The sequence below is a fragment of the Bdellovibrio sp. HCB-162 genome, from assembly GCF_047344985.1.
Lineage (GTDB): Bacteria > Bdellovibrionota > Bdellovibrionia > Bdellovibrionales > Bdellovibrionaceae > Bdellovibrio.
The window spans coordinates 2127398-2151715 of sequence record NZ_CP178861.1 but is presented as its reverse complement, the minus strand read 5'-3'; the positions used below and the strand labels follow the sequence as shown (position 1 = coordinate 2151715).

Here is a 24318-nt window from a genome sequence, read left to right as displayed (position 1 = left end):
ATGTCTGAATCTAAAGGTCATCACCACCACCATTCGCACTCTCATGGACATCACCATCATCATTCCCATGCCGTTGTGGGTCGCATGAAGCTCGCTTTGGCGTTGAATTTTGGTTTTGCATGCATCGAGCTTGTCGGCGGAGTTCTTACGAACAGTGTGGCGATTTTAAGTGATGCTCTTCACGATTTCGGAGACGCATTGGCAATGGGGCTTGCGATTTTTCTAGAGAAATTTTCTCATAGAAAAAGTGACGGCAGCTTTTCATACGGGTACCGTCGTTTTTCCACTTTAGGCGCTGTGATCACAGGTGTGATTTTGGTTGTTGGTTCCATTTTTATTTTAATGGAAGCCGTGCCGCGCTTGATGACGCCACAACAGCCTCATGCTGATGGGATGATTCTGCTTGCGATCTTAGGTGTCGCAGTGAATGGCTTTGCCGCTTTCCGGGTTTCCAAAGGGGAGTCGCTGAATGAAAAGATGCTCATGTGGCACATGCTTGAAGATGTGATCGGATGGGCGTTGGTTTTAGTCGGTGCGATTGCGATGAAGTTCTTCCATATTCCGCAGCTTGATGCGGGAATGGCCATTGCCTTGGCCTTGTGGATTATGTTCAACGTCTTTAGAAATCTGCGTGAGGCTTTAAAGGTGTTCCTCATGGCCTCTCCGACACAGATTCAGGTCAGTGAAGTGGAAGAGGCAATCCGTAAGCTTGAAAATGTAGTCGACATTCATCATGGTCATCTGTGGTCTTTAGATGGTGAAAGTCATATCTATACAGCGCACGTTGTTTTGGGTTCCTCCGCGACTGTCTCAGATATGGAAACAGTGAAAGTCCAGATAAAAAATCTGGTTAAAAATTTTGGGATCGTCGAGGCGACAATCGAAACGGAAGTTTCCGGCGCTTCATGCGTGGATCCCGAACACGAATAGTTTTTTTCAAGTAAATTCTCTTTTTCATCTCGGTCTAAGATTTTTAAACGTTTCGTTTTGAGAGTTATCTCGAAACGAGACGCCCTTCCATTTCAATTTATTTAGTTGCTCGCATAAGTATAAGTTTTTGCAAGATTTTGCCGATAACAGAGGTAGGAAAAAGTAAGGAAACATTTATGCTTAAGTCGGTACGTAACTCAGCAGGTAATGTTTTGTTGCAAATCTTGGCCGCCACCGCCGTGATGAGTACTTCTTTTTACTTCCTCACGAACTACGTGATTGGACAGAAAGAGCAAGTAGGTACAACGGTGAACCTGGTGAACCTGCGATTTGCTCTTAACAGCGCCATGGACTATGTGATTTTCGGGGTCAGACAGAAATACTGTTTCACACCGGATTATGCGCTCCTGAACGATACACCAGACAAGTGCAACCTTGTGCACTCCGGAAACGTCGAGCGTGTCTTGATGTCCGTGGAGCAGGAAAACTTTATCAAAGGTTTGATTGCCTCCAATCAAAATGTGGGACCGGTAAATCCCAGCGAAATCCGCCTTTCAAAAATCAGTCGGTTGATCGACGTTACCGTGGCCACGACGGACCATCCTCTTTTTCCAGTGTTAAACAGTTTACGTTCAGTTAAGGGGCCTGATGGAAATCCAGTGAAGGTGGGATTCATCTCTGTTGATATTCAACGTGATGACAGTCCTTACCTTCCAAGAGCCGGTCGAGAAGTATATCTACAAATTCATGTGGCTTTGAAAGAATTTAAAGAGTCAGATCCTATAGCGTTCGGCCGAACGAAGATGGAAATTAATTCCCAAATTGTTGTCTACCCACGTGAAGTAGGTTCTTTTGCGTTGTTAGTCCCAGGAGATCTGCATTTGGATTTACCTTGGGATTACACTTTCGCGCCGAAAACGGGCAGTGTTTCTCTTCATAAATTTGGATCTCGTTCTGATTTGGGATCAAGCCCAGGACTTGTATTTAATAGTCCCGTGTTTGTGAATAAAGATATTTATCTTCCCGAAGATAACGGACCAGCGAGTCAGGTAGACGGGAATACGCAATATAGTGCGGTGACTTTTGCTGAGCGGGTTTATCTCGGTAACGGTTGGGTCAAAAAAGGAAATAATGAAGTTTATTCTCCTCGTTCGATGGGTGGTTTGGCCGATCGTTATTGGGCCGACGCCAGAACTTTTGGTGGTTTTTTAAAAGGGATCGAAAATGACGGTGGTCTTGATAAAGGCCTTGAGGTTTTCAAAAACGGTCCTGGTTCAACTAGTACAGGTTCATTAGCTACAAGCATGGAGCTGATGAAGAAATGTATCGACTTTGCACTAAGTAAAGCCAAAGTTGATACGATAACTCAGAAATCTAAATTAGGTGCGAGAAAGACTAACGAGACAATGTCGCAGTATGATTACCGAATCACGCTATCTAACGGGAATGAATTTTCTCGTCAGTGGAACGCCTTACGTATCAATACGTCTCAGTGGGGTGATGGAAAAGTTCAAATTGATCAATCCGACATTTATTTCGGCGGCGCTGTGATGGAATTTCGGATTTATGTTGGGGGACGATACGTCGATTTCCAATTGCCAAGAAATGGTTACGCAAAAGTTATCGTTCCTGTTGGATCGCCTGCTTATGAAAATACTTTGGTGAATGCGAAAACGACGGCTGAAGCAAAATACAATACCGCGTTGAAAGATCAAAAATCGCTAGATCAAAAGTTAAGCGACGACCGTAGACTTTTAAATGAAACGAAAACTCAACTGGCTGAAGAAGAAGCAAAACCAAAAAGGACTGTCGCAAGCACAAGTACAACGGATACTTCCGGCTCTCAAACGACACAAACAACGCAAACAACTCAGAGTGGAAGTACATCTGGGACCACATCCGGAACTACAACCGGTGGAACAACAACAGCCCAACAACCAGCGGATAACGTGGACTATCAAGATCCTCAACTTATTAGTTCTTTAGAAGCGAAGATTAAAGAACTCAACGCCGAGATCTCTGATTTGGTGAATAACAAAATTCCTGCTCAAGACAGTGTCGTGAACTTGGCCTCAAAAGATGTGGATATGGCAAAAACAAACTACAACGCGTATCTAAATTTAAAAGCCAATCCACCTGTTATTGAGGTCGACACCTCACGCGTTAAAACCAAATGGGACTATGCAGACGATAAGTTGGATATTGACTTCACAGTAACGAACGCAAAAAGCTTTTTGGATGCAAATGGTAAATTAGTAGCGCCCGTTGTGGGACTTCAGGCCTATGATGGAACCTTTTATAGAAGTGAACCTCTCTATGGCATACCATCAAATGAAAATTTGAAAGGCTATCTGAATTTTAAATTTAATAACTCGCAGTTATATCTTGATGGTCCTGATTATGCGACTAAAGAGGCAAACTCATCGATCATAACTGCAGATGTGGATGATACGGATTACACGGCCTTGGCTGCGCAGTGTGAGGCGGCTCGTAATGCCGCAACTTCACAATCGTTCGGTGGTGCAGGCTGGAATACTGATTTTAGTCCGAGTACACGTATCTCCTGGAATTTTGCCGGAACTCAAAATACCAAAGCAGGGGAGGATCCCGCGTTGAACGAGCTTATTTGGAATAGTACCAATGCAACTCGTGCCAATGCGACTTTCCAACTACGATCTATTGTTGGTAAGTGCGTGATTCAAGAGTCGGCAGAGTTTGTGACTGGATTTGTGGCTTGTGATGACTTGGAAATTGAGAAAAGATCAAAACCGTTGCGCATCATTGGAACGTTCATCGTCGGCAAATTGAGAATCCATAGTGACGCGATCAAAGCAGGAATTAACTGGAGTTCGATTTACTCTCCTCAAGCCACTGTTGAACTGCGTAATGCGGGAATTCTAAAATCCAAGTCGGGCCGTTCATGTGACGATAAGAACGCGGACCCAATCTGGCATCCAATTCCTTCAGCAATTGAAGTTTCGGATCGCATGTCATGCAATGCTATCAGTCTTCGCGGTAAAGCAGATCCATTCCAATGGACAACTGTTGATCCCGACTGCGGTCTTGTTGCGGGTTCAGGTACAACAAGCTCCTCAAATACGACATGTAAGCGTCGCATGGTTCGATTCTTCGTCGTCGAGCAATCAAGAGAGGGTGGAATATGATCTTAAATAATCGAGGTCAAACAATCGTTGAATCTCTTGTAGGACTTGGTTTGATTGCCATTGTCGGTTCTGCTTTTATCGGAGGAATGGTTTCCCTAAGAAACACATCCCGCAGTACCGTAGTGATGTCTTCTTCCGAAAAACAAATTGCCGATATAGCCGAGAATATAAAATCGGGTGTCGAAAACTACCAAGTAAATTTTAATTATAAAACCGCAGCGGGGGAAATGTTGGCACCGGACAGTCTGCCCATGGCATGGGATAATGGAAAGGTCGCTCTTCGTGAAGACTGTCCCGATTGTGCTGGAACGTACGGTTATGTCATTCAGCCGTATGAATCTTATCGTGGCCTTTATAAAGTAACTTTGCGAATGACACATAAAATGTGGGCCGCAAAAGGCGAGCCGTACAAAGACTATATTTTCGTGGTGAGTGCAAAATGATGTTAAGAACTAACAAAGGTTTTACCGCCGTAGAAGTAGTTGTGGGGATTGGCCTGATGGCCGCTCTCACGATGGTTATTGTATCGACTCAGCTGTTTGTTTCCAAGGATCAAGCTCAGTTAAAAGACAAGCTTGAGGATTCCATTGATACAAACCTAGCGGAAAGGGTTATTTTTTCTGATCTCAACAATTCCGATCCTTCCTATAACAATGTAAATCTCAAAGACGATAAAGGGCTTTCCTTCTTCGATTATTATCCGGATGTTCCCCAAAATGCCCTTAAAGGAAAAATTGAGAGAGATATCGTCTTAACCCCGACAGGAAACCGCACTGATTTTTATATCATGGTTCAGGATGTTAAATCGGGAGCTCTTCTAAATTATGATCCTCCAGCGGCGTATAATATTGGGCCTGTGCCAGCTGACTTTAATCTGTCTGCAACTTTAGAGTTTCAAACAGTCAACCATAACAATTTCGTGAAAAATCAACGGAAGGAATTCTGGGTTGATGGTAAAATTTTGATGCTGGATACGCCGGCTCGCATTCGTCCCATGGACGGTTTAGGTAATGTTGACCTGACTGTGGCTCCTCGCAGCCCTATATTTGTGGGCTCGGTAAAAGGACAAAGAATGGATATGGACATCGCCATTAAAGGTTTTCTAAATATCAAGCATCCAGAAACGGGAATCGAAATTACAACGGCAGATTCATTCTTAAGAACCATTCCTTCAATGGGTGGTGGTATTCCGCTAGTACGCCTTAGACCGGTAAGATTTATTCGATACTATTTAGAAAGGTATGAGGACAGTCGTTATACATCGACTCCTGCTCGTTTGTATAAAACTACTTTCGAAAATGGAACATGGTCTCAGCCTTTCTTGTTAGCTGATAAGGTGAAAGAGTTCATGATCCGCAGAGACTCTGTGATCAAAAAAATGATTTATTTTAAAGTTAAAAAGATGTCAGACGAAGACAAGGTGAAAACCGCAAGTCTTTAGGAATTTTTTGGGGGAAATATGAAACGTCATGCAAGTTTTGTCACGTTCTTGCTAGGTATGACAGTCAGCGTGCTGGCAGGGGCTACTGAAAAAGATATGCCGATGGCCGTGAATACAAACACCTCTGGGGATTCTGTTGCGTCAGCACCCGCTGCAGGTATGGTATCTCGCTCTGGTAAATCGGCGGTTAACGTCCGAATTAACAATTCGTGCTTTGGAACGAACTTGCGGGGCGTGGGAAATCCACTGTCACCGAGCGCGATCATCACGGCAAATTTGAATCTTGTTATTGGTGGTAAAGAATATCCTATTATGGTGAAATATCCATCTGGATTAGTTACTGCTGAGGGAATGAAGACGAACTCTGTAAAGCCTATGAGCGCAGAAACATTTAGTATTCCGGGTGGGGGAGCCGCAGGTATTTACGGAAATACTGTATTGCTGAAGACTCCAATTCCTTCGGGAGTATCCATTGATTCTACCGGAAATATTGTTGTTCAAAGTGTTGGTGACGTTTATCTAAAAAGTTACAGTTTTGAGCAGACGGTTGACTGTTCAAATCAATCAGCTGTCTACGGTGCTTACGGTTACTCTTCATACACGCCAACACATAGCTGTGGCGAATACATGGGTAAAGACGGTCCCATTTCCGCCTCTTTCGGTGGCGTGAATGTCTCTTCAGACCGTACAAATGTAGAGATCAACGTGTCCTTCCCGGGACAAACGGGTTTCTGCGGGGGCTATTGGTCTCCACTGATGGTTTTCTTCAACAATGAACGACCTACTTTCACAAACTCCAGTACCTTTCCTCTAAATCCAACTGGAAAGACAATGTGGCCGGAAGCCAACTCTCCAGGGTGGTTCGTGGCAATGGATCGCAATAAAACTGGAATGATCGAAGAAAAAAATGAGCTCTTCGGTGATAATGCCTCCGTTGAGAACGGCTTCGAAGTGCTTAAGCAATTCGATTCCAATAAAGACGGCGTGATCGACAAAAAAGACAAAGATTTCAATAAACTCGTTCTTTGGAATGATAAAAACGGCGACGGCATTTCTCAGAAAGAAGAAATGGTGAAACTTTCTAAAAAGATCGTGAAGATTTCGCTCGACTACAAAAAAGGAGTTTTAGAGCCGATCGGCCGTTACGCGGAAGCGCGTGAACGTGCGAAGTTCTGGTATAAAGAAAACGGTAAGATGAAAACGGGCGACATCATTGACATCTGGCTTGCGCCAGCGGAAACCCGTTTAAGTCAGAAATAATTATTTCAAAAGTTCTTGAATCTTCTTTTCTAAAACCTGTGGTTTGTCCTCGCTAAATCCGCGAAACAGAGCCACAGGTTTTAAATTTTTATCAATGACAAAAAGCGAAGGCAGCGCCTGTACCTTAAAATCTTTAACCATTGATTTAGTCTTATCAAAGTAAATCGTGAACTCTAATGGATGAGACTTTAAAAACGCGTCACGCTCTTTTAAATCATCGTCTTCATTGATCGCGATAACGACCAAGCCTTTATCTTTATACTTCTTATAAAGGCGATTGTAGTGCGGTAAAGCCTCTTTGCAGGGCTCACACCAGGAAGCCCAAAAATCAATCAGAACGACTTTTCCTTTAAGCTCGTTCAAATTTGAGATTTTACTTCCTTGGATCAGATCCGATGGTAAAGCTTTGAACTCAACGCCAACGGGCGCCTTTTGCGCAAAAACATTCAAGCTCGTAAAAACAACTAACGCCAAAAGCAAAGCACGCATCTAAGACACCTTTTCAATATATTTCAGCAAAAGATCACGCCCTCGAATTTTAGCGCGCATCACGGAAAGGAAAATAAAAACACCGCCGGTTTTACGATCCAGGAAAATCATTTCCTTAGGGGGAGTTCTCCAGGAATGTTTTCGCACGATCTGAAAAACTTTTTTAGACAAACGCTGCGGAAGGTCCGTGTTTTTCCAATCGTAAGTGCCATCCTTATCTATTTGTCCTGCCTTGTTGCGGGGGTCTTCGTAAGTGATAAACGGCTCAACAGTTTCAAAACAAAATTCTTCAAATACTTTTTTCAAGTCTTCGTCATCATCATTCTGAACGAAGCCTAACTCTAAGGCGGCCTGAAAGAACGTATTGTGATCGTTAAGAAGCGATCCTTTCACCATACGACGGTAAGGATGCATAAACTCTTCCGTGTATCTGCGAGTCGCGCCGAAATCTAAAAGCACAAGTTGATCGTGCCCCTGGGGATTGATGCGGATCCGGTAGTTCCCACTGTGGGGATCGGTCTGCACAACACCCCAATCAAAGATTTCTTTAAAGTAGAGGTCTAAAAAACTAAGAGCGATTTTATTGCGTCTTTCCTGCGACAGACTTTGAATCAAAGGGTCATCAGCGCGCAAACCGCGCTCAAAGGTCGTGGCAAGAATTCGTGGCCCAGAAAACTCTCGAAGAACTTTGGGGACGACAAAGCGTGTATCCTCCTTAAGGCGTTCATAAAATTCTTCCGTCAATTGTGCTTCCAGTTCGTAATCGATTTCCTGCGATAACATTTCCCGAACTTCTGCAAACAAAGGATCCAAATTGAAATCCCGAGGTAGTAATTTCAGTGTTCCCAATAAGGTGCGGATCGCCCGCAAATCACTATCAATCGCTTTATCGACATTAGGATACTGAATTTTAAGAACAATGCTTTCCCCTGTGGCTCTGATTCGAGCGCGGTGGACTTGTCCCATAGAGGCTGAAGCCAAAGCTTCTTTCTCGATATCCAGAAGAGCTAACTTTTCTTCGGAAAGATTTTTCTTTATTGTCGGTTCAATAGCATCCCAAGAAAGGGGAGGCGAGTCGGACTGGAGTGATTTTAAAAGCTCATTGGCTTCAGGAGGTAAGAAATGTTCTCCATACATGGAAAGCATTTGGCCTGCTTTCATCAAGCTGCCTTTAAGTTCTCCGAGTTCCGAACTTATCAGAGAAGCTTGATTTTGCAGAAGTCGTTTCCAGTTTTCTTCTTTGGCTTCCTTGTTTTTTAAAGCGGAGGTGACGCCATGCTGTGCAATCGAAGCTCCTGCTTGAAAAGTGAGCTTCGCCAAAGACAAACTGCGAGAGAACATCGAGGATTTAATGCGCTCAAGGTTCTTCGTTTGTTTTTTGGCAGACTTTTTTTCGTCCATGGAAACTAAATTTACCTTAACTTTTGGAAATGTTAAACTTTTATTATGGCAAAAGTGACGATCTTCTGGTTCCGCCGAGACCTGCGTCTTCATGATAACGCAGGTCTTTTTTATGCTCTCAAAGAGAAAGCTAATGTTCTTCCTCTATTTATCTTTGATAAGGATATTTTAGACAAGTTGAGCAATCCTGCTGACGCGCGCGTTTCTTTTATTTATCAGACTGTCTTTCAACTGAAAGAATCTCTGCAGAAAAAAGGCAGCGATCTGCTTGTTCGTTACGGAAAGCCTCAAGAAGTATTTCAGAGCCTTTCTCGGGAACTGGAAATAGATTCGATTTACACAAATCAAGACTATGAGCCCGCGGCAAGAAAGCGTGACGAGCACATAGAAAAATGGTCGCAAAAGTCCGGCATTGAGTTTAAAACGTTTAAAGATCAGACCTTGTTTGAGAAAAACGAAATTCTCACAGACTCTCGAAAGCCGTACACTGTTTTCACTCCTTACAAGAATAAGGTTCTAGCGACTTTGAATGAGTTTTACTTAAAGTCTTATCCAAATGAAATCTACGAAAAGGCCTTTGCCAAGCGCCCAAAGCCGGAAAAAATGCTTTCGTTAAAAGAAATAGGCTTTAAAGAGACAGAAATCGAATTTCCGCCGCTCACACTTTTAGCAAAGACCTTGAAAAACTACGCGCAAACAAGGGACTACCCGGCAATTCAAAACGGCACGACTCATCTGGGAATTCACCTGCGTTTTGGCACAGTCAGTATTCGGGAGCTTGCGCGAGAAGCTAAAAAGTTTTCGCCAGTGTGGTTGAGTGAATTAATCTGGCGAGATTTCTTTATGCAAATACTCTGGCATTTCCCAGAAGTGGAAAAGCGAAGTTTTCGTCCCGAATATGACAATATTTCCTGGCGAAAATCACCGCAAGATTTTGCTAAGTGGTGCAAGGGGGTGACCGGATATCCGCTGGTCGATGCGGGAATGAGGGAGCTCAACGTTACGGGATACATGCACAACCGAGTGCGTATGGTGACAGCTAGTTTTTTATGTAAGCATTTATTAATTCATTGGCGCGAAGGCGAAAGATATTTTGCTGAAAAGCTTCTGGATTACGATCTCGCTGCCAATAATGGCAACTGGCAATGGGCGGCAGGGTCAGGTTGCGATGCTGCTCCGTATTTTCGAATTTTCAATCCACAGGCACAGGCTGAAAAGTTTGATCCTGACGGGGAATACATAAAAAAATGGGTGCCAGAGCTTCACACCTCTCGTTATCCTAAACCTATGATTGAACACGCGGAAGCCCGCGGTCGCTGTTTGCAAGCATTTACAAAAGCTTTGAAGAAGTAGGAGACTTTTATGCGAATTCTTATCACCGGAGCCACAGGTTTATTGGGGAAAGAAATCGGAAAAGTTTTAGCTGAAAAAGGTCACGAACTTTTAGCCGTCAGCAGAAATTTAACCAAAGCGCGTGAGGTGCTGCCTTTTCCCTGTGAGATCGTCGTTGGCGATCTCAACGACGGGCCGCTGAAGGACCCTCGGCTTAAAACTGTCGAAGCTGTTATTAATTTAATGGGCGAGACTGTGGTCGAACGTTGGAATGAAGAAAAAAAAGAACGCATTTATAATTCTCGCGTGGTCGCAACAAGAAATTTAATAGCAAGTCTTCCAGCGGATGCAAAAGTATTCGTTTCTGGTTCTGCTATAGGCTATTACGGGGACTGTGGCAGTGAGTTCTTATACGAAGAGCACAGTCCTGGAAAAGATTTTCTTGCCAAGCTTTGTGTTGATTGGGAAGCGGAGGCGGGAAAAGCTCCGGGAAGAAAAGTTTTTATTCGCACCGGTCTCGTATTGTCCCGCCACGGTGGCGCGTTAGATGAGATGCTTTTTCCGTTCAGAGCTGGCGTCGGTGGAGTTCTTGGTGAAGGTCAGCAGTGGATGAGTTGGATCCATATAAAAGACATCGTCGGTCTTTTTGTATTCGCTCTTGAGAACCCAAAAGCACAAGGAGCCATCAATGGCTGTGCGCCCTTTCCTGTAACGAATAAAGAATTCTCGCAAACTCTGGCGGAGGCTGTCGGACGAAGCCTTGGTCCCAGCGTTCCACATATGATTCTAAAACTGATTTATGGAGAGACGGCGGATGTGATTCTTTCCTCCATTCGCGGTTCCGCCGAAAAAGCGGAAGCTTTGGGATATCAATTTCATTTTAGTGAATTAAAAGAGGCTTTAAATGAAATCTGCGCTCCTTTTAAGGCGGGTGAAGATGTCTTTCTTGCGGAGCAGTTTTTGCCGGAACCACCCGAAAAAGTTTTTCCTTTTTTTCAGGATGCAAACAATCTAGAAAAAATAACGCCTCCTACTTTGAACTTTCAGATTGAAAAGATATCAAGTCCAGAAATCACTCAAGGAACATTGATTGACTATCGCCTAAAAATTCACGGCGTTCCTGCCAGATGGAAAACGGAGATTGATGAATGGCAACCCCCTTACAAGTTCGTGGATACGCAACGTTTTGGTCCGTATCGCTTTTGGCATCACACCCATGAGTTTCGCCCGTTCTGCGGCGGAACTTTGATGGTGGACCGGGTTCGCTATCGTTTGCCCTTGGGGTATCTCGGTTGGGTTTTAGGAGCTAAATTTGTAAAAAAAGATGTTCAAAATATTTTTTCATTTCGCAGAAAATATATTTCGACATTGTCGAGCTACGAATAGTCTACTGTTTGTTGCGAAGCTCGCGCAGATACGTGAACTGCTGCACGTTTCGGGCGAGTAAAAAAGGATTCACCTTTTTTTCAATAAAAAGTTTTAAAGGCACGCTGGGAAGATTAAGACTGCGGCGGTTGGTCAGCTCGTTTTCATAAAGCGCAAGGCCTTCGTCATCTCCTGTGATCGGGGAATCATCCAGATTGCTCAGCATTTTACAAAAATGCAAATTCGTCTCGGTGTACTCGTGCGTGCAATAAACCAAAGTCTCTGAAGGAAGAGATTTAATTCTTTGCAGGCTTTGATACATTTGCTCATAGGTCCCTTCAAAAAGACGTCCGCAACCGAGTCCAAATAAAACATCGCCGGAAAAAAGCCATTTCTTAGTTTGATTCCAATAAGCAACATGTCCCAGAGTGTGTCCCGGAAGTTCCATCACGGAAAACGAAAAACCGCCGACAGAAATTTCATCGCCTTCCTTGACGAATTGATCGGCATAAGAAATTTGGTTTTTGTTCTTCTGTGGAGCAAAGACAGGCGCAGAAAAAGAACTCTTTAACTCTTTCACTCCACCGACATGATCGCTGTGATGATGTGTTAGCAAAATTCCTTTTAGGGATAAACCTTCACGTTGCAAATAGGACGCAACGGCTTTGGCTTCTCCCGGGTCGACAACCAAGGCTTCCTTTTTGCCTTCATCCACGAGGACAAAGACATAATTGTCTTCAAAGATAGGAACGAGTTCTACTCGCGAAACAGCTGGAGCCATATTCCTTATTCTCTGATTTCCGAAATTGATTTTCAAGACCTAGGTTCGATTGATTAATAACAATAACTGGCCTTGGTCATAAAGGTCCTTTGTCCTAAAATAAGACTCAATATGAAGATCAAAGTGGAACTTGAGGGACGAGACTATATTGAAGTGGAATGCGAAGGGGAGGACCCAAAATCTCCGGGAGCCTTAAAGAAGGTGTCATTTCTGGGATGCTCAACGTTTCTCCAAACAATGCAAGATCTGCGAAAAGAGTTCGGTCCGGATCTTAGAAAGTGGTCTTTGCCACAAGGGCACGATCATTCCAGTCTTTTGATTAAAGAAATGATTTTAAAACTGCGAGGCGAGTGGGCATTTCCTTATGATGAAGAAGAACTTTGTCACTGCCGAACAATTCCAACTCACACAGTCGATCAAGCCATCATCGCCGGAGCTCACACTCCCGAAGTCGTGACTCGACAAACTTCCGCCAGCACGGCCTGCGGAACTTGTCGTCCTAACGTGCAAAAAATTATTAACTACCGGCTTTCTTAGGTTCTTTCCCCGTCATATCTTCAACAATCTTCTCCGGAAATTCTCCATGCTTAAGATAATACTCCAAAAGTGGACCCAGCTTCCGGCGGCAAGAACCCCCACAGGGGCCAACGCCTGCGCTGGTTGTGTCGAAGATTTCATTTAAAGTGTGGGCCCCATTGCGGATCGCTTCCTCAATGGTTTCGCGGCTGATGTTATTACAGCGACAGATAATTTCGGTTTTCTTCTTTGGGCCCATATCTGAATTGTAATGCCGCGCAATGCAAAAAGGTACGCCGTACTAGTCTAAAGTGCGGTGCGTTACATCTCATTGATAACTGGGGGATAATCCTGTAAAACAGGTGTCCTTCTAACAACGGAGCTGAAATGGCTAATCCTACAACTGATAAACTTCCTATGACAATTCGCGGAAAAGCGATGCTTGAAGCAGAGCTTAAGAAGCTATTGTTAGAAGAAAGACCGTCTGTCATTCGTGCGATCGAAGAAGCACGCGCTCAAGGTGATATTTCTGAAAATGCTGAATATGAATCTGCAAAAGAGCGTCAAGCTATGATCGAAGGAAGAATTGCTGAAATTCAAGGCAAACTTGCCGGCGCTGAGGTTGTCGATACATCAGCGATTAAAGCAGATCGCGTTGTTTTCGGTGCCTATGTGAAAATCGTGGACACAGAATCAGAAGAGGAATTCAACTACCAGATCGTGGGCGTTGACGAATCTGACGTGAAACAAGGTATGATTTCAATCCTTTCTCCTTTAGCCCGTGCCTTGATCGGCAAAAAAGAGGGCGACACAGTTACAGTGCAAAGCCCCAAAGGTGATAAAGAGTTCGAAATTCTTTCTTTCGGATATAAATAATTTTTCTTTGAAAAGACATTGTCGGTCCATGGTGAGACCTGTGACAATAAACCATGGACTCGCGCAAACGCTCATCATCAGCATCTTCAGATAAACATCTTATTGCAGAACAACCGGGAATGGTGATTCTCCTTTCCGGTCTTATCTTGTCGTTCTTTTTGGGGTACACGGCGAAATCTCTTTTATCTCCTGCGCGAGTTTTTGCTCAGATTGAAAAAGCGGCAAGCCACATTCATAAAGACGTTAAAGTTAATTTTGCTTCCGCGCAGTTCAGTATGAGTGACGGCATTTTGCCTCGTTTTGCCGTGATCATTTCTCAAGTGCGCATGGAGTCTTCCCAAAAATGTTGGGCAGCTCCCGTTCTGGAAGTGGATGAGTTGCGTTTGCCGATTTCTATCTTAAACGCACTTCGTGGAGGAACGCCTGTTCAGAATATCGAAGCGAACAACGTCAAACTTGTTCTGCGTGAAGATTTTAAAAATTGCGATGCCAAAGAAGAAGAAAAAAAAGCGGACAACAAACCGGCTCCCTTGGTAACACTGTCTCCCTCAGAGCAATCACAAAAATATCAAAACGATGTGCGCGGCATTCGCGTGCAGAAATTGGAAATTTCTTCTGAAAAATACCCTCAATATCACTCCGAACTTTTAAATTTCGTAGCCAAAGTAAAATCTTTTGAACCCAAAGTGATTGAGGTCACCGCCAAAACGCATCTTCTTAAAGACGCTCAAGTTGGAGATTATCTTTCTCACGCTAATCTCTACGTTCAATATAAAGAATCACCTGAAGCCACAATTCAATCTCACTTTTTCGGAAACTGGCGCGAAGGTCATTACAGTATTATTGCCAACTACACCATAGACGAACAGTTGCTGGCGATTGAAACAGATTTAAAACACATTCCTCTAAGTCAGATTCTGACGATCATGCAAAAGTACGGCTTGGCATCCAAAGATCTTAACGGCCGCCAAGTATGGATTTCCTCTAAAGCGCGCCTGGTGGCTCCGTTAGATAAAGTGCGCACGTCTCCGATTGAAGTTCGTGATATGCGTCTCGAGGGCGATTTAGGAGAGATGCGGGTGGATCGTATCGATATCTCTTCGGTAGAGCCCCTTCGCTATTCTCCTATTGTTGTCGATGTAAAAAAGCTCGATATCGGAAAGTTATTGGTTCTGTTAAACCGTCCGAAAAACACGAGCATGTTAGGCGAACTCGGTGTCTTTACCGGACGAGCCGAAATTGTTTCAGATCAAAAAATGAAAATGACAGGTGAGCATTCAGGTCTGCAATTTGTTTTTTCAAACAAAGGCCAGCGAGAGGTGCAAGTCATCGAGCACATGGTTGGAGACATTGATCTGCAAGACAATGATTGGAATTTTCACATCAAACGTGTCGAACCCAGAGCCGGAACCTTCATCGGTGACGTGAAAATGAAAGCCGACCGGGATTTCCAGGACATCGAAGTAAAAACTCGTGTTGAGGAAGTCGTGCTGGATCCGGCGGTGCAAAAGTTGATGACAAATGGCGGGGATATCGGACTTTTGAGTCTTGATGGTGATGTCAAAATTAAAAAAGGTCAGATGTCCTATCTAAAAGGTCTTCTTCGTGTTGATAGCATGAATGTTGAAGGATTAAGCTTTGAAAAAACAAAAGCGTCCGTCGATTGGGCTCAAGGTGAAGTTGTTCTTAACACGCAAGTGAAATCCTTGGTCGTGACTCCAGGATCACCGGGAGCCGATGTTTTAAAACAAGTGACAGAACCTGTTTGGTGGAATGGTGGAAAGTTAACTCTCAACGCTCTGACAGGTCAGTTTCATTTAAAAAAATCCCAAGAACTTTCCTGGAAAAACTTCCAAGGACAAGTCGGAAAAACGGGACGTTTGTTAACCGATGGTTCTTGGAATGAAGACGGGGACCTCAAGGGCAGTGTGCTTGCCAAAGAAGGTAAGGTCCATAGAAAGTGGTTCATTGATGGGGATCGTGAAAATCCTCAGTTCACTGAAGACTCTGCCAAAACAATGAGGAAATAATGTTTTTTCTTGTCGTTGTCTTAATCATCGCTGCGTTTTTAATTTATCGCCATTTTACCTGGAGATCATTGCCATGGCCGCAAGGAGCTTTAATGCCTCCAAGCTATCAAGGACACCGCGGCTACTGGAAGGGCGGAGCGCAGGAAAACACGATGGCTTCTTTTGAAGCTGCGAAAGCGCGTGGTCTTAAAATGGTAGAGATGGATGTTCGTCTTTCCAAAGATCTAGTGCCTGTGGTTTTCCATGATGCTGATTTAAAGCGTCTTGCGGGGCGAGGGAAGTTCGTCAGTGAATGCACAGCTGCTGAACTGCGAGAGTGGGCCAAGGCACCGACACTTGAAGAAGTTCTTTTATCTGCCGATATTCCAAAATATCTCAATGTCGAGCTAAAAACGAATTCAATCTTTGATGGGCGCTTGGAAGAAAAAGTGTCTGCCGTTATCAAAAAACACGAAGCCGAAAAACGCATTTTGTTTTCAAGCTTTAATCCTCTTTCCTTGTGGAGACTGAGTCGTCATTTACCTCAGGTGCCGCGCGCTCTTTTAGCCACTTTGGAAGAAGAACCTGAAAATAAAATCTATCTTCGTCAGATGTGGTTGGCTCCGTATGTAAAAGTCCACGTGTTGCATTTGGACTACCACTATGTCGATATCAAATCGCTGCAAAAATGGAAAAACAGAAAAATTCCTGTGTCTCTGTGGACCGTGAACGATGCTGACCTTGCAAAACAATATTTAGATGCAGGGGCCTTAAGTATTATTTCAGATTCTCTTGGGGCAGTCGTGGATTCATCACGATAAAATAAAGTGGCGGTACGAAAGCCATAAGCGCCATCACGGAGTAACCGTAAGGCAATTTCATAGCTTCGTCTTGTTCATGCAATTCCGTAAAAGGCAGCGTCGCTTTTAAGTGATGATGCGAATGATAACCTAAATTGATTAAGGCATAATTTGTAAAAGCCTGGTAGCTGTCCCACGAATGTTTTGCTTTCACGCCTTCATAAAGACCATCAGAATTCTTCCTGCGCACAAGTCCATAGTGCTCAATGTAGTCAACTGTTTGTAAAAGCAGGATCGCAACAAGGCTTTGGCCAACCCAGAAAAACAAAGCCTGCGTTTCGTAAAGAGCATAGATCGAAAGGGTGATGAAGATCTGCAGAAGCCCCCAGCCTACAATGCGATTTTTAAAAACATGCCAAAAACCTTTTTGGCGAAGACGGCGATGCTCAATAAAAAAACTTTCCCAAAGACCTTTGAAATAAGACCGTACAAAATAAAAATAAATCCATTCATTCCTGCGGGCCGTGGCCGGATCCTCCAGAGTGCCGACGTTCTTATGGTGTCCAAAAACGTGCTCAACTCCGTAGTGGGAAAAGTTCACCAAAGAAAGAAGTCCGAAACCTAATTGCTGCAATTCTTTTTCTTTACGATGAACAAGTTCGTGAGCGGTATTGATTCCCAAAAGTCCCATGATCGTTCCAAAAGAAAGCATAAGACCCACGAGTTCATAAGAAGAAGCTTTCAAAGAACTAAGTATTCCGACAAAACCAAACACACATAAAAACGGTAAAGCAGAAATCAGCAAAACCAACGACCACAAAGAGGCCGGTCTTTGATCAGGCACTTTTTTATTTTTAAGAAGAAGATTGTCGATCAGAGGATGAAAAACAAAAACACCCGCAGCACCTAAGAAAGTCCAAGGACCTCCCAAAGCAGCACCAATCACGGCGAGAACCGCGAAAAAGTAGGGCAGTGAATAACGAGAATAAAAAAGAAATGCCTTCATGGTGTTAAGTTAAGTGTAACTCTAATTCCACGAAGGCAGAAAGATCTAATTACGAACGTTGAGTTTCGTTTTGCTTTTGGCTCACAGTTTGTTGCTGTTGTTGCTGATGGCTTACTTGCTGACGGTTGTCTTGAATGTCTTTTGGATCTACGTCGATTTCGTTCAAACCTTGTTTGAAGCCGCGGATGGCTTTACCCAAACCTTGACCCAATTGTGGTAGACGGCTTGGACCAAAAAAGATCAAAGCGATGATAGCAAGAAGTAAAATATGCGTTAGGCTAAACTCACCCATGGGGTTCCTCCCAGATTCTTTAAGTCTACACTTTTTAGACCTGTCTGGGAGGAAAATCAACGAGAAGGCTGGGATTTAATGCGGGTTATTCAGTCGGCATCTCGATAATTTCGACTTGGTCAGCATCGGCAGCCTCTTTTTCAAGTCCCGAGGCTTCCTCAGACCCTACTGCAACGACCTTGGTTCCTTCTGAGACAGTTTGTACTGGAGCGGCTTCTGACGTCACAGGGGCTTTTCCTGGCAGCTCTTTCGCAATACCTTTAACTGGTCGCGGAGCCTGAACCTCTTTAACTGTTGGCGCTACAGCGTGTTTAGAGGCCTTTTTAGAAGCGCCTGTGTTCATTTTTTTGAGCTCTTTGTCGTACTTCGCTTTAAGGTCCGAAAGTTCCTTTTGATAGTTTTTTCGGATTTCTTCGACTTGGTTATTACGAGCTTCGGTGATGCAGGAAGAATAAGTCTGCATCGCCATTTCTTTAGCTTGTGCACGGCAAGTCAACTCCGCCGATGTCTGAGTAAAGGCATTCGCAGTAAATAAGATCGTTGCAAAAAATGAAAGTATCGTTTTCATGTGAAACCCCGTTCGACCTCCATATAACAAGATCCGTGCCGTGTTTAATGCGAATCAAGGACCTTTCATTGCTAAGGAACAGGTGTTTTTTACATAGATGGACAGACTTTTGCCGCCGGCGTCCTTGCAAATAACATAATGGAGAGAACTCAAAAGCGGAGTAAATTAAGTAACGAAAGAGGCCACAGATGAAAGTTTGGAGTCTTCTTATCGTTACTTTGTTTGTCGTGAATCTCGTCAGAGCCCAGGATCTTTTCGTGAAAAAAGAAGCGAAAATGACGATCCCTTGGGCGGTCGCTGACTGGTCGCCTTATTATATTTTGAATGGTCCGCAAAAAGGCGAAGGTCGTATGGATCGCCTTAAAAAGGTGATTGCGGAACACCTTCCAAATTATCAGTTCAGCGATGTCTATGCCGATATGCCGCGCGCGGTGGAGCTTTGGAAATTAAATAAAAATATCTGCTCAGGCTCAGCCTTAATAACTCCCGAGCGAGAGAAATGGGCGTACTTCACGGCTCTTGGTTTTCAGGTGCCACATGAATATGTCTTCGTCACTTCGAAGGCAGATCTCTACTCTGAAACTTCCGATCATCCTTCGTTGAAAGATCTATTAGAAAAGAAAAATCTCTCGGCCATTTTTACGGAAAATAGATCTTACGGTCCGGCCATTGATTTAATGGTGAAACAAAAATCAAAAACCAACCCGGGAATTCATCAATTGAGAACCAGCGAAGGCTATATGTCGCTTCTTAAGATGGTGCACAAGGGACGCTATGATTACACGATTGAATACGAACCTGTCGTGCGCGACTTTAACGAGACAGTCTATCCGGAAAAACCGCTCTTTTATAAACCTTTAAAAGAAGTTTATCCATCAACGGTTCTTTACTTTGCATGCACGAAAAATGAGTGGGGTAAGAAGGTGATCACACAAGTGGATCAAGCTTTGCAAAAAGCCGCCAATAGCAAAGAATATCAAAATGCGGTGGAGTCGTGGTTGGATGTTGAGACCGTGAAAAGAAACCGCAAGGCCCTGGAGGATTTTTATCATCGCAGAGCCCAAGGACCGTGGAACACAGTGGTTAGCGGCGGATCGCTTTCGGGTCAATAGCGTCTTGAAGACCATCACCCAAGTAGTTAAAGCTGATTGTCGTCAACAAAATCAAAACACCAGGAAGAATGGCTAAGAACGGAGCTTGATAAATCAACTCTTGCGCGTTGTTAAGCATGTTTCCCCAGCTCGGTGTCGGAGGCATAATACCAAGACCCAAGAAACTTAAAGCCGCTTCAAACAAAATAGACTCACCGACGCCCAAAGTGATCGACACCAACATCGGCGCAATCACGTTCGGAAACATGTGGCGAACAATGATCGTGCTGTCTTTAGCGCCCAAGGTGCGAGCTGCTAAAACGAATTCTCTTTCGCGAATTGAAAGAATACTTCCGCGTACAAGACGTGCCACAGTCATCCAAGAGAAGATACACAAGATGATGACCATCTTAAAGATACTTTCGTTGGATGTGCTGACAATGGCTTTCAACCAAGGAATTTTTGTCAAATCAATCGCGGCCATCACAATCAAAACCGGAATGGTTGGCAAGGATATAAGGGCATCTGTTACACGCATAAGAACGGTGTCAATAATTCCACCATAAAATCCCGCGATACTTCCGATCAATAAACCGATCAAAGCAGAGGCAATAGCAACAAGAACTCCCACACCCATCGAAACGCGAGTTCCGTAAACAAGACGGATGAAAACGTCACGGCCTAGTTCGTCTGTTCCAAACAAGTGGAAAGTTTCAAAGTTTTTAAACATGGAGATCACGCTGGAAGCTTCAGGAATATTCAAAGTCTGAAGAGCACTGATGGCTTCTTTGATATCGCGAGCTGTCAGGTCATAAATTGCATCGGCTTCCGCAACAGTCACAAGGCCTTTTTCAACCAGAGCTTTTTGAACTTTGTCTGCGACTTCAGGATGAGCGACGATGAACTTTTCGACATCTGTTTCACGCACGTCCTGGCCGACTTGTGCTGTCGTCATAGGTGCCAAATAGCGATTTGCTACGTTTTGTGCGTCAGGATCTAGCCCCGTGATGCTTTGAATTTGGCCCGCGAAAATAGAAACCAACATAAAGATCGAAATGATCACAGCGCCGACAACGGCCAGTTTGTGCTCAACGAATTGAGTTAAAACCATCTTCCACATGGGTTGTGCTTTTTCAAGCTCAGCACGATCCTTTGCAGAGAGAGAGGTTGTATCAATTTCTAAATCGTTCATTGTCATTTCATTTGAACTCATACGCACCCTCTATTGATAAGAAATGCGCGGATCAGCAAATCCATACGCGATATCGGCAACAAGATTCATTAAAAGAACCATGCTGACAGAGATAACAAAAGAAATCATCGCAACGTTGTAGTCATTCCCGATGATAGAGTCATAAACAAGTTTACCAACGCCTTGGTAAGCGAAAACGGTTTCAGTCAGGATAGCTCCTGAAAAAAGACCCGAGAAGCTCAACGCTAAGATCGTGATAAGAGGAATCAAAGCATTACGGAAACCGTGTTTCCAAATCACCACGCTGCGAGAAAGGCCTTTGGCGCGAGCCGTGCGAATGAAGTCATTGCGCATGGCTTCGAGCATCGCCGAGCGAGTGAAGCGAGAAAAACGTCCGATTTGCTGAATAGAAAGACTTAAAACAGGCAACACCAAATAGATCGAACGATCCATCATGTCAGCCCAGAATCCCATCGGTTCGCCTCCGATAGTTTGAGTTCCTCCCGCAGGAAGAAGAGGAATTTTAACGGCGAAAATAATAATCAAAACGATCGCAAGCCAGAAAGAAGGAATCGAAATCCCCGCAAATGAGAACAGATTCATAAAATAATCCATGCGGCTTCCCGGCTTAAGAGCCGAGATGATGCCGAGTGGAATTGCGATTAAAATGGAAAGTCCCAAAGAGATAAATGAAAGAAGGAACGTGTTCCACAGACGAGGGCCCATGAGTTCTTGCACAGGCACTCGGTAAGTACGGCTGTAACCAAGATCACCTTGGCCGATCGAAGTGACCCAGTTGAAATATCTTTTATAGACCGGTTGATCCAGTCCATACAAAGACTTCAAGCGAGCCACGTCTTCTGCTGTGATCTTCGGATTTGAAGCGACCATCATGTCTACCGGGTCACCTGGCATTAAGCTCATCAAATAGAAACACACGTAAGATAGGATCACTATCACAGCGAGTGTTTGCAAAATGCGGCGAGTGATAAATGTAGTCATGAAGGTTCCTCCGGCGGGAGTTTTAAGCCCGCCATGCAAAAATCGTTAGTTCAAAACCCAGTCTTCTGCGTTGTTTGTTTCGTAGAACTGGTGGCCAGACATTTTGTAGTTCTTCAAATTCTTTGGAGTCACAGAAATGTCAGAGCGGTAGTAAAGCGGCAATACAGGAACTTCGTTCGTGTAAGCTTTCAAGATATCGTGAACCAAGTCCGCGCGTTTTTTCGCGTTGAACTCTAGATCCAAAGCATCCAGGTTTTTATCTACTTGAGCGTTGTTCCAACCATGGAAGTTCTGTCCAGACCAACCATTTGAAGAATTTGGAATCGCCTTAGAAGACACTGTTGAGCGCGGGCTGTTTTCCGGAGAAGAAACCCATGCAAACAATGAAAGACCTTCGAACTTACGTTTTGTCATTGTCTCGCCAAAGAACACACGCGCTGGTTCGTTTTTAACAAGAACTTCGATACCGGCTTGTTTCCATTGGTTTTGCAAATACACTTGCACGAGTTCACGAGTTTTGTTGCCTGCAGTCGTTTGGAACGTCAAAGAAAGACGTTTGCCATCTTTAGAACGGTAGCCGTCAGCTCCCATTTTCCAACCAGCTTCATCCAAAAGTTTGCCCGCTTCACGCTTAGAGTAACGATACAAAGTCACGATCTTAGGATCTGCTGTGTACCAAGGATCTTTTGGCGATACGTTGTGAATTGCGACTTGTTGTTTGCCTTCAAAAAGCGCCTTTACAAGGTCATCACGGTTGATGCTGTAAAGAAGAGCTTTACGAACGCGAACGTCCTTCAAAATTGGATTGTCCAACTTAAGATCAATGTGCTCGTAAGTCACAGACGGAACAAAGTGAACATCGTAAGGAAGATTTTCAGCTTTTGTTTTCTTATCGAAAGCCAAAGCTTGGTCGAAATCAAGGCCTAGAACAGAGATCATGTCGATTGTTCCAGAACGCAAGTTCGCTTCCAAAGTTCCTGTATTAGGAATCAGCTTCACGATGATTTTTTTGATATTCGGTTGCTTACCGTAGAAGTTTGCATTCGGAGCAAACGCCACGTGAGATCCCAATTTTACTTCAGAGATCACGTAAGGACCGTTGTACAATCCAGGATTGGTTGGATTGCGAACGTAATTAGAGTTCTTTTCGTAGCCCTCTTTTTGTTTTCCGTATTTATCGAAAACAGGTTTTTCCAAGTGAGTTGGAATAGGGAAGAACTGAGCAAGCTGGTAGAAGTCCCATTTTGCTTTGTCGTATTTGAAAGTACATTTCTTTGGATTTTTCGCGTCGATTTCAATTTTTTCGACTTGAGTCCATTGTTCTTTTTCACCCACGCTCACAGTCGGGCTGATCGCGATATCGTGTGCTGTGATGAAGTCTTGGCAGATAACGGGTTTTCCGTCACCCCATTTTGCGTTATCAAGGATTTCCCAAGTCGCAACGATCTTCTTTTTGCCGCCATCTTCAACGATTTTAGCAGTGCCCTTGTCCAAAGAAGGAATTTCTTTAGCCAATTGAGCCACCCATTTACCTTCTGGAGTCAGGTTCACAAGTGAACGGCCTACCAAACGATACATGTAAGCCGAAGCTGACATCGTCATGATAAGAGGGTTCATAGTTTCAAATTCTTGAGAGATACCGATTTTAAGTTCGGCATTTGTCGGCGCAGCGATCGCTTGAGCGGTGAAGCCCAAACCTGTGACCAACATGAGTCCTTTCGCAAACTTATTCAACATACGTTCTCCTTGTTGAGTAATTAAGTTTCTTATTTATTATTTTCTCTGCTTCAGCCTTCGCGCCCAGGCGCTACGGCACTGCCCGCGTCCGCGGCGAGCCAACACGCTTTTTTATGCGTACCAGTCCCGTCCAATGTCGGAGTCTGAGACGCACAGATATCCATCTTATGCGGGCAGCGCGGATGGAAAGCGCAGCCTGACGGTGGGTTGATCGGGCTTGGCACTTCGCCACTCAAAGATTTTTTCATCTTTTTCTTGCCCTGACCCACGCGTGGAATCGCTCCAATAAGCGCTTGCGTATAAGGATGTTGCGGATTTCTGAAAAGTTCATCGCGATCCGCGATTTCCACGATTTTTCCAAGATACATCACGGCGATACGATCGCAGGTGTGTTCGATCACGGAAAGATCGTGAGAAATAAACACGTAAGTGAGTTTCAACTTTTCCTGAAGATCTTTAAGAAGATTCAAAATCTGCGCCTGGATAGAAACGTCCAAAGCACTCACGGGTTCATCACAGATAATCAATTCAGGATTCAGAGCAATCGCGCGCGCAATACTGATACGTTGGCGCTGTCCGCCTGAAAATTCATGCGGGTAGCGATTCACGTGAGCTTTTCTTAAGCCCACAAGTTCAATCAATTCCAAAACACGTTGATTGCGTTCGGCAACACTGCCAACACCATGGATATCCATCGGCTGACGAATGATTTGACCGACAGTCATGCGTGGATCCAAAGACGCATAAGGGTCCTGGAAAATCATCTGCATGTTTTTACGTTTTTTACGAAGAGCTTCACCTTTAAGACCCAAGAAGTCTTGGCCGTCAAAGTTGATAGCTCCCGCAGTCGGTTCATAAAGGCGAATCAGTGTGCGACCCAAAGTGGATTTGCCACAGCCGGATTCTCCGACAAGGCCTAAAGTTTCTCCTTTGCGCACAACCAAAGAAACGTCATCCACCGCTTTAACGCTAGCCACTTCGCGAAGAAGAAGACCTTTGCGAATGGGGAAGTGCTTTTTTACATTTTTTGCTTCAAGAATGATTTCACTCATTTGATTTTCCCCAG

23 protein-coding genes are annotated in these 24318 nt (G+C 44.1%); 12 read left to right on the top strand and 11 right to left on the bottom strand.

Annotation, left to right across the window (positions count from 1 at the left end; all coding sequences use genetic code 11):
• The 5 genes from ACLSSO_RS10575 (at position 1) to ACLSSO_RS10555 (ending at position 6795) form a co-directional block, all read left to right on the top strand.
• Positions 1-930 (top strand): cation diffusion facilitator family transporter, encoded by a 930-nt coding sequence (locus ACLSSO_RS10575; RefSeq protein ID WP_413942763.1) that lies wholly within the window; start codon positions 1-3, stop codon positions 928-930.
• A gap of 176 nt (positions 931-1106) precedes the next feature.
• Positions 1107-4094 carry a hypothetical protein gene (locus tag ACLSSO_RS10570; RefSeq protein ID WP_413942762.1) on the top strand — a complete coding sequence of 996 codons (2988 nt, stop codon included), beginning with the start codon at positions 1107-1109 and terminating at the stop codon, positions 4092-4094.
• On the top strand, positions 4091-4537 hold the full coding sequence (locus ACLSSO_RS10565) for a hypothetical protein (RefSeq protein WP_295900489.1): 447 nt from the start codon (positions 4091-4093) through the stop codon (positions 4535-4537). The genes ACLSSO_RS10570 and ACLSSO_RS10565 overlap by 4 nt, the downstream gene beginning before the upstream one ends.
• The gene (locus tag ACLSSO_RS10560; RefSeq protein ID WP_295900491.1) at positions 4534-5535 is read left to right on the top strand and encodes a hypothetical protein; all 1002 of its coding nucleotides are present in this window, start codon (positions 4534-4536) and stop codon (positions 5533-5535) included. Before ACLSSO_RS10565 ends, ACLSSO_RS10560 begins: the two co-directional genes overlap by 4 nt.
• 18 nt (positions 5536-5553) lie before the next feature.
• Positions 5554-6795 carry an EF-hand domain-containing protein gene (locus ACLSSO_RS10555; protein ID WP_413942761.1) on the top strand — a complete coding sequence of 414 codons (1242 nt, stop codon included), beginning with the start codon at positions 5554-5556 and terminating at the stop codon, positions 6793-6795.
• Here ACLSSO_RS10555 and ACLSSO_RS10550 read toward each other — a convergent pair whose 3' ends face one another.
• Positions 6796-7284 carry a TlpA disulfide reductase family protein gene (locus tag ACLSSO_RS10550; protein WP_413942760.1) on the bottom strand — a complete coding sequence of 163 codons (489 nt, stop codon included), beginning with the start codon at positions 7282-7284 and terminating at the stop codon, positions 6796-6798.
• Positions 7285-8685 (bottom strand): ABC1 kinase family protein, encoded by a 1401-nt coding sequence (locus ACLSSO_RS10545; protein WP_413942759.1) that lies wholly within the window; start codon positions 8683-8685, stop codon positions 7285-7287.
• A 45-nt stretch (positions 8686-8730) separates the two neighbouring features.
• On the opposite strand from ACLSSO_RS10545, the gene ACLSSO_RS10540 reads away from it, so the two are divergent.
• Positions 8731-10038, top strand: a complete 1308-nt coding sequence (locus ACLSSO_RS10540) for a cryptochrome/photolyase family protein (protein ID WP_413942758.1) — start codon at positions 8731-8733, stop codon at positions 10036-10038.
• A gap of 9 nt (positions 10039-10047) precedes the next feature.
• Positions 10048-11403 (top strand): TIGR01777 family oxidoreductase, encoded by a 1356-nt coding sequence (locus ACLSSO_RS10535; RefSeq protein WP_413942757.1) that lies wholly within the window; start codon positions 10048-10050, stop codon positions 11401-11403.
• Position 11404: 1 nt separating this feature from the next.
• Here ACLSSO_RS10535 and gloB read toward each other — a convergent pair whose 3' ends face one another.
• Complete coding sequence (gene gloB / locus ACLSSO_RS10530; protein ID WP_413942756.1) at positions 11405-12163, bottom strand: hydroxyacylglutathione hydrolase; 759 nt, start codon at positions 12161-12163, stop codon at positions 11405-11407.
• Between the two features lie 111 nt (positions 12164-12274).
• Here gloB and ACLSSO_RS10525 point away from each other — a divergent pair, with 111 nt between their 5' ends.
• Positions 12275-12700, top strand: a complete 426-nt coding sequence (locus ACLSSO_RS10525) for a bacterioferritin-associated ferredoxin (protein ID WP_295900505.1) — start codon at positions 12275-12277, stop codon at positions 12698-12700.
• On the opposite strand, the gene ACLSSO_RS10520 is transcribed toward ACLSSO_RS10525, so the two are convergent.
• Positions 12681-12938: a bacterioferritin-associated ferredoxin gene (locus ACLSSO_RS10520; protein WP_295900507.1), complete on the bottom strand. Its 258-nt coding sequence runs from the start codon at positions 12936-12938 to the stop codon at positions 12681-12683. The genes ACLSSO_RS10525 and ACLSSO_RS10520 overlap by 20 nt on opposite strands.
• 128 nt (positions 12939-13066) lie before the next feature.
• Here ACLSSO_RS10520 and greA point away from each other — a divergent pair, with 128 nt between their 5' ends.
• From greA to ACLSSO_RS10505, 3 genes are read left to right on the top strand one after another with little or no spacing between them, the layout of a single operon-like run.
• Complete coding sequence (gene greA, locus ACLSSO_RS10515) at positions 13067-13555, top strand: transcription elongation factor GreA (protein WP_295900509.1); 489 nt, start codon at positions 13067-13069, stop codon at positions 13553-13555.
• A gap of 53 nt (positions 13556-13608) precedes the next feature.
• On the top strand, positions 13609-15585 hold the full coding sequence (locus ACLSSO_RS10510; RefSeq protein WP_413942755.1) for a hypothetical protein: 1977 nt from the start codon (positions 13609-13611) through the stop codon (positions 15583-15585).
• Positions 15585-16385, top strand: coding sequence for a glycerophosphodiester phosphodiesterase (locus ACLSSO_RS10505; protein WP_413942754.1), 801 nt, complete (start codon positions 15585-15587; stop codon positions 16383-16385). Before ACLSSO_RS10510 ends, ACLSSO_RS10505 begins: the two co-directional genes overlap by 1 nt.
• Here ACLSSO_RS10505 and ACLSSO_RS10500 read toward each other — a convergent pair.
• From ACLSSO_RS10500 to ACLSSO_RS10490, 3 genes are all read right to left on the bottom strand, one after another.
• Positions 16342-17370 carry an alkane 1-monooxygenase gene (locus tag ACLSSO_RS10500; protein ID WP_413942753.1) on the bottom strand — a complete coding sequence of 343 codons (1029 nt, stop codon included), beginning with the start codon at positions 17368-17370 and terminating at the stop codon, positions 16342-16344. The two genes, ACLSSO_RS10505 and ACLSSO_RS10500, sit on opposite strands and share 44 nt — an antisense overlap.
• A gap of 49 nt (positions 17371-17419) precedes the next feature.
• A complete protein-coding gene (gene tatA / locus ACLSSO_RS10495) occupies positions 17420-17662 on the bottom strand; it encodes a twin-arginine translocase TatA/TatE family subunit (protein WP_295900514.1) in 243 nt (80 codons plus the stop codon).
• Positions 17663-17747: 85 nt separating this feature from the next.
• A complete protein-coding gene (locus tag ACLSSO_RS10490; RefSeq protein WP_413942752.1) occupies positions 17748-18230 on the bottom strand; it encodes a hypothetical protein in 483 nt (160 codons plus the stop codon).
• Between the two features lie 188 nt (positions 18231-18418).
• On the opposite strand from ACLSSO_RS10490, the gene ACLSSO_RS10485 reads away from it, so the two are divergent.
• Entirely contained in the window at positions 18419-19342 is a 924-nt protein-coding gene (locus tag ACLSSO_RS10485) for a TIGR02285 family protein (protein WP_413942751.1), read from the top strand.
• Here ACLSSO_RS10485 and ACLSSO_RS10480 read toward each other — a convergent pair.
• The 4 genes from ACLSSO_RS10480 to ACLSSO_RS10465 are packed head-to-tail and all read right to left on the bottom strand — an operon-like array spanning position 19314 to position 24304.
• Positions 19314-20534, bottom strand: a complete 1221-nt coding sequence (locus ACLSSO_RS10480; RefSeq protein WP_295905877.1) for an ABC transporter permease — start codon at positions 20532-20534, stop codon at positions 19314-19316. The genes ACLSSO_RS10485 and ACLSSO_RS10480 overlap by 29 nt on opposite strands.
• A 9-nt stretch (positions 20535-20543) precedes the next feature.
• Positions 20544-21515, bottom strand: coding sequence for an ABC transporter permease (locus tag ACLSSO_RS10475; RefSeq protein ID WP_295905878.1), 972 nt, complete (start codon positions 21513-21515; stop codon positions 20544-20546).
• Positions 21516-21560: 45 nt separating this feature from the next.
• Positions 21561-23252 carry a peptide ABC transporter substrate-binding protein gene (locus ACLSSO_RS10470; protein WP_413942750.1) on the bottom strand — a complete coding sequence of 564 codons (1692 nt, stop codon included), beginning with the start codon at positions 23250-23252 and terminating at the stop codon, positions 21561-21563.
• Between the two features lie 50 nt (positions 23253-23302).
• Positions 23303-24304 (bottom strand): ABC transporter ATP-binding protein, encoded by a 1002-nt coding sequence (locus ACLSSO_RS10465; protein WP_413942749.1) that lies wholly within the window; start codon positions 24302-24304, stop codon positions 23303-23305.
• Positions 24305-24318: the final 14 nt, after the last annotated feature.